Source organism: Prevotella sp. P5-64, from assembly GCF_002251285.1.
Taxonomy (GTDB): domain Bacteria; phylum Bacteroidota; class Bacteroidia; order Bacteroidales; family Bacteroidaceae; genus Prevotella.
Window position 1 is genome coordinate 142,469 of the sequence record NZ_NPJK01000063.1, and the last position, 11,896, is coordinate 154,364.

General features: G+C 56.9%; 9 protein-coding genes. 1 reads left to right on the top strand and 8 read right to left on the bottom strand.

The features are described from left to right. Nucleotides 1–168: 168 nt before the first annotated feature. Both CIK87_RS11615 and CIK87_RS11620 read right to left on the bottom strand, forming a co-directional pair. Nucleotides 169–630 carry a hypothetical protein gene (locus tag CIK87_RS11615; protein WP_144008208.1) on the bottom strand — a complete coding sequence of 154 codons (462 nt, stop codon included), beginning with the start codon at nucleotides 628–630 and terminating at the stop codon, nucleotides 169–171. A gap of 85 nt (nucleotides 631–715) precedes the next feature. After that, complete coding sequence (locus CIK87_RS11620) at nucleotides 716–1,006, bottom strand: hypothetical protein (protein ID WP_094387303.1); 291 nt, start codon at nucleotides 1,004–1,006, stop codon at nucleotides 716–718. 158 nt (nucleotides 1,007–1,164) lie between these two features. Between CIK87_RS11620 and CIK87_RS11625 the strand changes: the two genes are divergently transcribed. Next, nucleotides 1,165–2,109 carry a cation diffusion facilitator family transporter gene (locus CIK87_RS11625; protein WP_254045975.1) on the top strand — a complete coding sequence of 315 codons (945 nt, stop codon included), beginning with the start codon at nucleotides 1,165–1,167 and terminating at the stop codon, nucleotides 2,107–2,109. An 80-nt stretch (nucleotides 2,110–2,189) separates the two neighbouring features. Here the strand turns inward: CIK87_RS11625 and CIK87_RS11630 are convergent, their stop codons facing one another. The 6 genes from CIK87_RS11630 to CIK87_RS14430 form a co-directional block, all read right to left on the bottom strand. Beyond that, nucleotides 2,190–4,481 (bottom strand): beta-glucosidase, encoded by a 2,292-nt coding sequence (locus CIK87_RS11630; RefSeq protein ID WP_094387305.1) that lies wholly within the window; start codon nucleotides 4,479–4,481, stop codon nucleotides 2,190–2,192. Next, nucleotides 4,478–5,986, bottom strand: a complete 1,509-nt coding sequence (locus CIK87_RS11635; protein ID WP_094387306.1) for a glycoside hydrolase family 28 protein — start codon at nucleotides 5,984–5,986, stop codon at nucleotides 4,478–4,480. Before CIK87_RS11635 ends, CIK87_RS11630 begins: the two co-directional genes overlap by 4 nt. 73 nt (nucleotides 5,987–6,059) lie before the next feature. Next, on the bottom strand, nucleotides 6,060–7,544 hold the full coding sequence (locus tag CIK87_RS11640; protein ID WP_094387307.1) for a glycoside hydrolase family 28 protein: 1,485 nt from the start codon (nucleotides 7,542–7,544) through the stop codon (nucleotides 6,060–6,062). Between the two features lie 271 nt (nucleotides 7,545–7,815). Further along, the gene (locus CIK87_RS11645) at nucleotides 7,816–9,114 is read right to left on the bottom strand and encodes an alpha-L-fucosidase (protein ID WP_094387308.1); all 1,299 of its coding nucleotides are present in this window, start codon (nucleotides 9,112–9,114) and stop codon (nucleotides 7,816–7,818) included. Between the two features lie 892 nt (nucleotides 9,115–10,006). Beyond that, nucleotides 10,007–10,456, bottom strand: a complete 450-nt coding sequence (locus CIK87_RS14105; RefSeq protein WP_144008209.1) for a hypothetical protein — start codon at nucleotides 10,454–10,456, stop codon at nucleotides 10,007–10,009. 896 nt (nucleotides 10,457–11,352) lie between these two features. Then, nucleotides 11,353–11,896, bottom strand: a 544-nt coding sequence (locus tag CIK87_RS14430; protein WP_158216249.1) for a hypothetical protein, incomplete at its 5' end; no start/stop codon positions are given.

The window sequence follows — 11,896 nt, forward strand, 5'->3', positions numbered from 1 at the left end:
CCACTGCTTCGAAATGTTCAAAGCACTGAATGAAGTCTTTTTCAGTTTCTCATCCATAAACTATGATTTAAAAGGTAATAAATAATATAAGTTTCGTAACTAACCAAGTTTTACAAGATACGGTTGACGCTATGCAAGCACCAGATGTATTTGGCCACTGGCTTTCACTCACTTTTTTCTGTGTTTTGGCGTGTCTCGGGGGCTGTTCGGGGCCGTCAACACCATTTCACTCGCAAATGTAAGCATTAAAATTTGATAACAACTTATAAATATGTCATTTCTTCTATTAATATTTAATATTTTTTTGAATTGTAACAGGAAATGGGGAATAATCGTTAAAATCGGGGTGGTAATCGGCGGAAAAAAGACGATAATTGGTGGAAGAAGGGGAATAATTGGGACAAGCAGCGCAGACAGGGCGCCGACCGACGAATGTAGTGTGGATGCGGTGGGGATGCACATTATTATATATATGGCCACGGGGAATGGCAGGGGCATCACAGAGATGTAGCCCGAGATGGCATTAATCATCATTTCAAGGTACGATTTCACTATTTCGGACTTGGATTTATGCGTTGCAGGATGCGAAATAGTCGTTTCATTCCCTAAAATTTGTTTAATTTCAAACATAATGAGCCCCTTCTCCAGCAGCGGCAACTCTGAAGGAGTTGCCGCTGGGTGCGTACTATACCCCCACTTGGCCACTTGTGTCCTCTTAAACTACTCCAACCTTCGCTTCCACCCACACCATCATCCCCACGCCTACACCTACCCACAACTCCACCCACACCATCATCCCCTCACCTACTCCTACCCACAACTCCACCCGCACTATCATCCCCACGCCTACACCTACCCACAACTCCACCCACGCCATCATCCCCACGCCTACATCTACCCACACCTCCACCCGCACCATCATCCCCTCACCTACTCCAACCCACAACTCCACCCACATCATCATCCCCACGCCTACACCTACACGCAACTCCACCCACACCATCATCCCCACGCCTACACCTACACCGCATGGGGGAATCGGAGTGCCTTATTCCTGCAAAAATGGGGATGAAAAAAATGGGGGAAATGATACTATATATATAAATAATGTGTACTTTTGCACCGTTGACCCTATCTTCGGGGCCAACGTAAATGCAAAATATCATGACAATAACGAAGAAGGAGGAACAGATGGTCGCCGACGAGCGGGTGCGCGCCATCAACAGGGTGACCATCAAGGGCAGCATCATCAATGTGGTGCTGCTGATATTCAAGTTTGTCGCCGGCATCGTGGGCGGTTCGGCTGCGATGATAGCCGATGCGGTGCACTCGCTGTCGGACTTTCTGACCGACGTGGTGGTGGTGGTCTTCGTAAGGCTGGGCAGCAAGCCCGAAGACGGAGACCATGACTACGGTCACGGCAAGTATGAGACGCTGGCGACGGCAGCCATCGGCATGGCGCTGGGCGTGGTGGGCGCAATGCTCTGCTATGGTGGCGCAGACAAGATAGTGGACGCCATGAGGGGCGAGGCGCTCGAGCAGCCGGGGTGGATAGCTCTGGCGGCAGCGCTGATGAGCATAGCGCTCAAGGAGTGGGCTTACCGCTTCACGGTGAGCGTAGGCCGACGGTTGGACTCGCCCGCCGTGGTCGCCAACGCATGGCATCACCGCTCTGACGCGCTCTCGAGCATCGGCACAGCCATAGGCATCGGCGGCGCCATCATCCTGGGCAGCCGCTGGGCTGTGCTCGACCCCATCGCCGCCGTGGTGGTGAGCGTCTTCATCATGCGCACCGCCTATACACTGGTGGGCCAGTCGATGGGCGAGCTGCTCGAGAAGAGTCTGCCCGAAGACATGGAGCGGCAGATAGCCGACATCGCCAGCGAAGAGCCCACGGTGAGCGCCATCCACCATCTGCGCACGCGCCGCATAGGCAGCCACATCGCCATCGATATGCACGTGCGCATGCCGGGAGCGCTCTCGCTCTACGAAGCCCATCAGCACGCCACCAACATAGAGCAGCGGCTGAGGGAGCGGTTTGGCGAGGAAACGTATATCAATCTGCACGTGGAGCCGGTCAAGGTCAACGGCGAATATGTGAAGCCATAACGCAGCCCCATACGACAAGAGCGGGGAGGCATGCCATAGACAGGCACGTCTCCCCGCTCTCTTTGTATGGGGCAGACCGCTTAGCGGAGCACGCCGTTGACCCGCTCGACGACGAGGGGTGCCGACACCTGGATGTGGGCTTTCAGCCGGGCATCGCGGGCATTGGCGCCAATCTCGAGGGTATAGTCGCCGGCATCGAGTACCCATGCGTTCTGCGCCTCGTCGAAGCAGGCGAGGTCGCGCTGGGTGATGGTGAGACTGAGGGTCTCGCTCTCGCCGGGCTGGAGCGTGCGGGTCTTGCCAAAGGCGACGAGCTGATGGCGCAGCGAGCGCACGGGGGCATAAACCTGTACCACCTCCTTGCCGGCGCAGGTTCCGGTGTTGGTGACCTTGACGCTGAGGGCGAAGTTGCCGTCGGCCTGGGCGCGGCAGACGGCGTCGCTGTAGGCGAAGGTGGTGTAGCTGAGTCCGAAGCCAAAGGGATAGGCCACAGGGCGGTTGAAGGTGTCGAAGTAGCGGTATCCCACGTACATGCCCTCGACATAGTCGACGTAGTGTACGTTCTTAATGGCCGGTGTACGCGGTATCTTGGGGTAGTTACCGATAGCTTTGGGGCCGTGGTAGTCGTAGGGGAAGTTGTCGTAGGTGCTGCAGTCTTCGTAGCGCAGAGGGAAAGTCATGGTCAGGCGGCCCGAGGGACACACCTTGCCGGTGAGGACGCGGCATACGGCGTCGCCGGCTTCCTGTCCGGGCAACCACGAGAGCACCACGGCGTCGGCGAGCGAGCGCCAGGATGCCACCTCGACCACGCCCGACACATTGAGCACCACTACCACGCGCTTCTGGGCGGCGTGGAAGGCTCGGCTCACCTGGGCGATGAGCCTGTGTTCGACGTCGGAGAGCAGATACTCTGTCGCATGCAGGCGGTCGGCTCCCTCACCACAGCTGCGGCCGATGGTGATGATGGCGACATCGTCGGTCTGGGCGCTGCGGGCTATGACAGCCGAGTCAATGGTGAGCTCGGGGATGGCGGCGTAGCCCAGCGGGTCGTAGGCGCGGGCTGCGATGGTATCGCGGATGATGCGCTGATAGGTCTGTGCCACGTCGGCATTGGTCTCGACGCCCACATTGGCAAATCCCTCAAGGAGATTGACGGTGTGGGGGGTCTTGACATTGCCCGAGCCGGTGCCGACGGAGATGAAGTTGTAAGAGGAGACGCCAAACATGCCCACGCGCCGGGTCTCCTTGGCGAGAGGCAGGGTCTGGTTATGGTTCTCGAGCAGCACGATGCCTTCCTCGGCAGCCTCGCGCGACTTGATAGCGTGGGCTTTGAGGTCGGGGTTCTCGCTATAGGTGCGGGGGGTGATGCGCTCGGTGCGGGCTACAAACTGGAGCATGCGGCGGGCACAGCTGTCGAGGGCGGCCACAGAGAGGGTACCGGCCTTGACGGCGGCCTTGATCTCCTGACGCTGCTGGGCGGTGCCGGGGGCAAGCAGGTCGTTGCCAGCCCAGATCTCGCGGCCGGAGTCGCGCCATCCGGGGGCTGCCCAGTCGCTCACCACGAAGCCGCGGAAGCCGAAGTCGCCGCGGAGGATGGTGGTGAGCAGGTCGCGACTCTCCATACACTGCTGGCCGTTGATCATATTGTACGCACTCATCACCGACCAGGGATCGCTCTCACGCACGGCTATCTCGAAGGGCTTCAGGTAGAGCTCGCGCAGGGGTCGCTGGGCGATGCGCACATCGACATCCTTGCGGTTGGTCTCCTGGTTGTTCACGGCAAAATGCTTGAGGGTGGCGCCGACATGCTGGCTCTGGATGCCGCGCACAAAGGCTGCCGCCATCTTACCGGTGAGGAGCGGGTCTTCGGAGTAGTACTCGAAGTTGCGGCCTCCGAGCGGGTCGCGGTGCAGGTTCATGCCCGGGCCGAAGATGAGGTCGAGCCCGTATTCATGGGCCTCGTTGCCGATGGCCTCTCCCACCTCATAGATGAGGGGCTGGTTCCACGACGAGGCAAGGGCGGTGCCGATGGGGAAGCCGGTGTGGTAGTAGCGGCGGCTCTGGCCCTCGCGCATGGTATCGATGCGGAGTCCGGCAGGACCGTCGGTGAGCGCGGTGGGCGGGATGCCGAGGCGGGGGATGGGCGAGGTGGTTCCGGCAGCACCGGGCACGAGCTTCTTGGTGTTGCCATAGCCGGTGAAGGTCTCATTGCCGGCGCCCACGACGATGTTGATCTTCTCGTCGAGGGTCATGTGGGCGAGCACGTCATCGACATTGTCGCGGGTGAGCTGCGGCGCCTTGCCGCAGGCCACCATGACGAGAGCGAGCGCCATGGCGCCCATGCTCAGAGGGGTGAAGAGCTTACGTTTCATTGCTTGGAGTTATCGTAGATTTGTCCGTTCTTCTTGCCGAAGGGGTAAGAGATGTTCTCAAACTTGACATTCGAAGCGTCGTCGAGAACGAAGGCAGGACGGAAGTCGTCGTTGCGGAGCAGGAGGTTGACATTGCGGAAGGTGACGCCATCGGCATGGCGCACGTAGAAACCGTAGCAGGGCAGCTCGCCAAACATATCAAACTCAGGATAACGGTTAATCTGCTCGGGTATCTTGTTGAGCTCGCCCATGGTGAGGTAGCGCAGACCCTTGTCGGCTCCACCGGGGTAGATGATGGTGACATTGTCGATGAGCACATTGCGCACCTTGACGCCGGGGATGCCCACGATGCTCGAAGGCATAGGGTTGCGCATGGTGTTGGTGATGGGGCCGCGCAACTTATAGCCTACATCGGGGCGCTCGAAGGGAACTTCGCACACCATGTTGCGGATGGTCACACCGTCGACGATGCCGTCGCGGCGGTCGGCCTGGCGCTTGCCTAAGCGGATGAAGATGGGGTTGCCGGTATTGAGGGCGTGGATATTCTCAACGAGCACGTTGCGCACTTCGCCGCCGTCGACAGCCTCGATGGCTATGGCAGAGCGGAAGGTGTTGCTGACCTTGATGTCACGGATGGTAATGTTCTTGAAACCACCGGCAGAGTTGGTACCGAACTTGATGGCCGACGCCGAACTCTCCACAGCGCAGTTGTAGACCTGGATGTCGTCGCAGGCGAGCTCGAGCTTGTCTGACTTGAGGCAGATACCGTCGTCGGCAGCATTGACGTGGCTGTCGCGGATGATGACGTGCTGGCAGTCCACGATGTCGATGCCGTCGTTGTTCCAGTAGGCGCGGTTGAGCACATCCACGCGCTCGATAAGCAGGTTTTTGCACTGGAAGAAGACGAGTCCCCAGCAGGCGCCGTTGCGCAGATGGAGTCCGCTCACCTCGATACCGTCGCAGGCATTGATGGTGAAGAGGTTGGGGCGCATGGCCTCACGTGGGCGGTTGAGTCGGTCAAAGTAGTTGGGGTCGGGGCGCACGCCAGCCTTGTGCAGGCTGTCGATAGCGAGAGCCAGCTCGCAGCCGCGGGCGTCGATGGTGCCCTCGCCGGTGAGCTTGATGTTCTTGGCTTGGTATGCCTCGATGAGCGCGAGGCTCAGATAGTTCCACTTCTTAGGGTCGCTGCGGTCGGCGCCCTCCTTGGTGATGTCGATGTAGTCATAGGGATTGGTACTGCCCAAGAGGGTGGCGCCGCTCTTGAGGTGGAGCTCGATATTGGAACGCAGCTCGAGGGTACCGATGACATAGTTGCCGGGCTCGAAGACGATGGTGCCGCCGCCCTTACGACTCAGGTCGTCGATGGCGCGCTGGATGGCGGGAGTGTTGACGGTCTGACCGTCGGCTACGAGTTTGAGACCCGTAGAGCTCACGGTCTTGGCAGCTTCGGCCACAGTGGCAACGAGCATCATGGCTGCCACGAGGATATAGTTACGGTATTTCATAATGTTCGCTATGGGCAGCGTCTGCCCGATGATAGTTGTGGTTGTTATTAATGTCTATATAAGTATATGTAGATTAATCGTGACGATGGCACTTGCCACAGTGCTTGGGCTCGGGCAGAGTGATGTTGACTCCCTCGTCCTTGTAGCCGTTGACATTGACCTGGCAGATGGCGGGACGGAAGTCGCGGTCGCGCAGGGTGAGGTTGACATTGCGCAGGGTGATGCCCTCGACGTGGCGCAGGAAGAAAGCCCAGGCGGGGAGCTCGCCAAACATGGTGAACTCAGGGTAGCGGTCGTAGTTTTCGGGAACCTCGGGCGCCTTGACATAGGCCATACCCTTGTCGGCACGACCGGGAGCGCTGATATTGATGTTCTCGAGCACCACGTTCTCTACAGGATGACCGGGCCAACCGGTGATACTTGAGGGGAAGGGGTTGTGGAAGTAGCTCACCTCGGGGCCGCGGATATCATAGTCGGTGTCGGGACGGCCGAAGGCGAGCTCAACATCCATATTGCGCAGGGTGATGTTGCGGATATAGCCCTGGTCGTTCTTGGCACGGTTGCCCAACTTGACGAAGATGGCGTTGCCGGTATTGGTTGCCTTGAGACCGTCGACTACGATGTTCTCGATCTGCGAACCGTCGACGCTCTCGATGGCGATGCACGAGCGGAAGGTGTCGATTACGCGGATGTTGGTAATGGTGATGTCGCGGAAATTACCCCAAGTGGCAGTGCCGAACTTGACAGCCGAGGCAGAGCTGCGTATCTCGCAGCTGTCGATGACGAGGTTCTGGCTTACGCCGCGCTTGTGGTAGCTCTTCAGGCAGATGCCGTCGTCGGCGGCATTGATGCGGCAGTTGGTGATACGCGAGTCGCGGCAGTCGGTCATGTCGATACCGTCGTTGTTCCAGTAGGCACGGTTGTAGACATCGAGGTGATGGAGATTCATATTGGAGCAGAGGTCGAAGGAGAGACCCCAGCAGGCGCTGTTGCGCAGATGGAGGCCGGCGATTTCGACTCCGTCACACTCGGAGAAGAAGAAGAGCTTGGGACGCATGATCTCACTGGGACGACGCAGACGCTTGCTGTAGTTGGGGTCACTCTTCACGCCACATTTCACGAGCGAGTCGATAGTGAGCGCCAGCTCCTGACCCTGTCCGTCGATGACTCCCTCGCCGGTGAGGGCTATGTTGCGGGCACCCTGGGCGAGCACGAGGGCATACTTGGAGTTGTCCTTGCGCACCACGTCGCCGTCGCCCATCACCTGCAGCTGGTAATAGTCATCGGGATTGGTGCTGCCCAAGAGCACGGCACCGCGCTCGAGGTGGAGCTCTACCCCACTCTTCAGCTGAATGGCCCCGGTGAGGTAAAGGCCCTTGCTGATTGTCAACTTGCCGCCGCCCTTCTTAGACAGACGGTCGATGGCGTTCTGGATAGCTTCGGTGTTAAGGGTCTTGCCATCGGCAACGAGCTTGAGCGACGCCGAGGTAACCACTTTGGCGGCGCTGAGGCTGAGCGACAGCATCGCCATGAGGATGAATGATACGGTCTTCTTCATGATAAGGCAAAGATAGCAAAAAACAGAGTGACACACAAAAAGTTTAGCATTAATTCGTGTTATTTTTTCAATCATTCAAGTAATTACTGGGCAGGGCGAGGGAAGGACTGACTACGGACTGCCTGATTTTGAGCATCTGAAGGGGTAATGTGAGGCAAATCTGATACCACCTACAGCCCCTTCCCCCACCCCCAAGCTCAAAGATATGACAAAGCCCGAAACCTGCAGATGGTTTCGGGCTTTGTTGGTTCTCGTGGGGAGAGACGGCAGACTATTTGAGAGTCAGCTCAACGATGGTGTCCACACCCTTGGGCACAGCGGGGAGTTCGAGGGTCACGCCCTCAGCGTTCTTGCTGACACGCACCTTCTGGTGACCGTCATACATACGCGCACTGGCCACACGGCGTTCGGTGAGGGGGAGGAAGAGGGCACGGTCCTGGCAGTTCATGATATGCACATAGAGGGTGTTGCCCTTCTGGGTGGTAACGCCCCAGTCATGGGGACGCACGATGCCACCGCGGGTACCATAGATGGTCTCGCCATAGCGGCCCATCCAGTCACCAATAGCCTTGAGGCGCTCGACAGCCTCTACGGGCAGCTTGCCGTCGGGGCGGGGACCGATGTTGATGACATAGTTGGCATTGTTGCCGGCAGCCTTGATGATGTGCTGGATGATATATTCAGAGCTCTTGTACTTCTTGTCGGTGATGTCGTAGCCCCAGACCTTGTTCATGGTCATCACAGTCTCCAGAGGCAACTGTCCTATCACCGTTCCCTTGGAATAACCGGCTGTGTTCTGACCGGGCAGGTCCTGCTCAAAGGTTTGCAGGTCTTCGCCGGGCTTGGGGGCCTTGTGGTGGTTGTTGGCCACGAGACAGCCGGGCTGCAGGCGGTGGATAAGGCTGTACTGCTCGTCGAGACGCCAGTCAAACTTGGGGTTGTTCTTCTGGTCCCAGTAGCCGTCAAACCAGATGGCACCGATGGGGCCATAGTTGGTGAGCAGCTCGGTGAGCTGGTGCTTCATGAAAGCGAGGTAGGAGTCATAGTTGTACTGGTCCTTGGGCTTGCCGATACCCATACCGCTCCATCCCTGAGGATAGTCGGGGCGCGACCAGTCTACGTGTGAATAGTAGAGGTGGAGCTTGATGCCATACTTCTGACAGGCATCAGCGAGCTCTTTGAGCACATCGCGGTGGAAGGGAGTACCATCGACGATGTTATAGTTATTGGCCGATGTCTTGAACATCGAGAAGCCATCGTGATGACGGGTGGTAAAGGTGACGTAGCGGGCACCGGCGGCCTTGAACGCCTTGACCCATTCCTCGGCGTCGAACTTGGAGGGATAGAAGCCGTCGGCCAGGTGGGTATATTCCTTATAATTAATGTTGCGGTTACTCATCACCCACTCGCCGTTGCCGAGCATGGAGTAGAGTCCCCAGTGGATGTAGATGCCAAACTTGTTGTCCTGGAATTCGGTACGGGCCTTGAGGATTTCGGGCGAAGCCTGATACTGAGCCGAGGCGGTAAGGCATGCCACCATCAGCAGGAGTAGTGTTGAAATTTTCTTCATGACATTGATGATTGTTATAACGCACACAAAGTTAAGGATTTTGGCTGAAAGAGCCAAACGAATGTCCGCTTTTTAGCAGACTATCCCCCAAGATTTTGAGAACCCCGCCATAGACCGAGGACAAGCCATGGAAGTAGCAGAGGCCAATGCATGAATTTACCCCCAACCTACCCAAGAGGGTAAATAGCGATTTGACACCCGACAACGGCACAGGCAGTACGGTGCAGACGGTACGCACCCCCGGCAAGTCTGTAGGAGTTGCGATTACATAGCCCAAGGTTGAGGTGCGGAGTTGTTTTACCTTGGTCAATGATATAGGCAGTACGGCGCAGACGGTACGCACCCCCGGCAACTCTGTAGGAGTTGCGATTTCATAGCCCAAGGTTGAGGTGCGGAGTTGTTTTACCTTGGTCGATGATATAGGCAGTACGGCGCAGACGGTACGCACCCCCGGCAACTCTGTAGGAGTTGCGATTTCACAGCCCAGGGTTGAGGTGCGAAGCGCCTCTACCCTGGGTATTGGTACAAAAAAGGTAGCAACGCTGTAAGTGTTGCGCTTAGCCGTAGGCGTTACCTCCAGCAGGATAATGGAAAAAAAAGGTGTAGACGATTATTATTAACCGAGCATAACGCCTTCGGCTAATCGCAACTCCTTCAGAGTAGCTATAATAGTTGTGCAGCTACCCAGGGTAGCGGACTACGCCCGCTACCCTAAGCTGGGGAAGCGCAACTCCTACAGAGTTGCTGCTGCTGACAAGCCCCGCAACAAAAGGGACCAGCAGCGTACCCCACCCCAGTCTTCCCATGAGGGTAAATAGCGATTTGACACCTGACAACGGCATAGATAATACGGCGCAGACGGTACACATCACCGGCAACTCTAAACCGAAGGTCACCGGCGCGGCGCAATGCGACGCGGAAAGGTAATGGAGTTGTGATTACATAGCCCAAGGTTGAGGTGCGGAGTTGTTTTACCTTGGTCAATGATATAGGCAGAACGGCGCAGACGGTACGCACCCCCGGAAACTCTGTAGGAGTTGCGATTACATAGCCCAAGGTTGAGGCGCGGAGTTGTTTTACCTTGGTCAATGATATAGGCAGAACGGCGCAGACGGTACGCACCCCCGGAAACTCTGTAGGAGTTGCGATTACATAGCCCAAGGTTGAGGCGCGGAGTTGTTTTACCTTGGTCAATGATATAGGCAGTACGGCGCAGACGGTACGCATCACCGGCAACTGTGAACCGAAGGTCATCGGCACGGCGCAATGCGACGCGGAAAGGTAATGGAGTTGCGATTACATAGCTCAAGGTAGAGGTGCGGAGTTGTTTTACCTTGGTCAATGATATAGGCAGTACGGCGCAGACGGTACGCACCCCCGGCAACTCTGTAGGAGTTGCGATTACATAGCCCAGGGTTGAGGTGCGAAGCGCCTCTACCCTGGGTATTGGTGCAAAAAAGGTAGCAACGCTGTAAGTGTTGCGTTTAGCCGTAGGCGTTACCTCCAGCAGGATAATGGAAAAAAAGGTTTAGACAATTATTATTAACCGAGCATAACGCCTTCGGCTAATCGCAACTCCTTCAGAGTAGCTATAATAGTTGTGCAGCTACCCAGGGTAGCGGACTACGCCCGCAACCCTGGGCTGGGAAAGCGCAACTCCTACAGAGTTGCTGCTGCTGACAAGCTCCACAACAAAAGAGACCAGCAGCGTACCCCACCCCAGTCTTCCCAAGAGGGTAAATAGCGATTTGACACCCGACAACGGCATAGGCAGTACGCCGCAGACGGTACGCATCCCCGGCAACTCTGTAGGAGTTGCGATTACATAGCCCAGGGTTGAGGTGCGAAGCGCCTCTACCCTGGGTATTGGTGCAAAAAAGGTAGCAACGCTGTAAGTGTTGCGTTTAGCCGTAGGCGTTACCTCCAGCAGGATAATGGAAAAAAATGTGTAGACGATTATTATTAACTGAGCATAACGCCTTCGGCTAATCGCAACTCCTACAGAGTAGCTATAATAGTTGTGCAGCTACCCAGGGTAGCGGACTACGCCCGCAACCCTGGGCTGGGAAAGCGCAACTCCTACAGAGTTGCTGCTGCTGACAAGCCCCACAACAAAAGGGACCAGCAGCGTACCCCACCCCAGTCTTCCCATGAGGGTAAATAGCGATTTGACACCTGACAACGGCATAGATAATACGCCGCAGACGGTAAACATCACCGGCAACTCTAAACCGAAGGTCACCGGCGCGGCGCAATGCGACGCGGAAAGGTAATGGAGTTGCGATTACATAGCCCAAGGTTGAGGTGCGGAGTTGTTTTACCTTGGTCAATGATATAGGCAGAACGGCGCAGACGGTACGCACCCCCGGAAACTCTGTAGGAGTTGCGATTACATAGCCCAAGGTTGAGGCGCGGAGTTGTTTTACCTTGGTCAATGATATAGGCAATACGGCGCAGACGGTACGCACCCCCGGCAACTCTGTAGGAGTTGCGATTACATAGCCCAAGGTTGAGGTGCGGAGTTGTTTTACCTTGGTCAATGATATAGGCAGTACGGCGCAGACGGTACACATCACCGGCAACTCTAAACCGAAGGTCACCGGCGCGGCGCAATGCGATGCGGAAAGGTAATGAAGTTGCGATTTCATAGCCCAGGGTTGAGGTGCGGAGTTGTTTTACCTTGGTCGATGATATAGGCAGTACGGTGCAGACGGTACGCACCCCCGGCAACTCTGTAGGAGTTGCGATTTCACAGCCCAGGGTTGAGGTGCGAAGCGCCTCT

What these genes read in the sequence shown, in the direction of transcription:
- CIK87_RS11615 (WP_144008208.1), bottom strand. Translation starts at nt 630, where the DNA reads ATGTTTGAAATTAAACAAATTTTAGGGAATGAAACGACTATTTCGCAT.
- CIK87_RS11620 (WP_094387303.1), bottom strand. Translation starts at nt 1,006, where the DNA reads ATGATGGTGTGGGTGGAGTTGCGTGTAGGTGTAGGCGTGGGGATGATG.
- CIK87_RS11625 (WP_254045975.1), top strand. Translation starts at nt 1,165, where the DNA reads ATGACAATAACGAAGAAGGAGGAACAGATGGTCGCCGACGAGCGGGTG.
- CIK87_RS11630 (WP_094387305.1), bottom strand. Translation starts at nt 4,481, where the DNA reads ATGAAACGTAAGCTCTTCACCCCTCTGAGCATGGGCGCCATGGCGCTC.
- CIK87_RS11635 (WP_094387306.1), bottom strand. Translation starts at nt 5,986, where the DNA reads ATGAAATACCGTAACTATATCCTCGTGGCAGCCATGATGCTCGTTGCC.
- CIK87_RS11640 (WP_094387307.1), bottom strand. Translation starts at nt 7,544, where the DNA reads ATGAAGAAGACCGTATCATTCATCCTCATGGCGATGCTGTCGCTCAGC.
- CIK87_RS11645 (WP_094387308.1), bottom strand. Translation starts at nt 9,114, where the DNA reads ATGAAGAAAATTTCAACACTACTCCTGCTGATGGTGGCATGCCTTACC.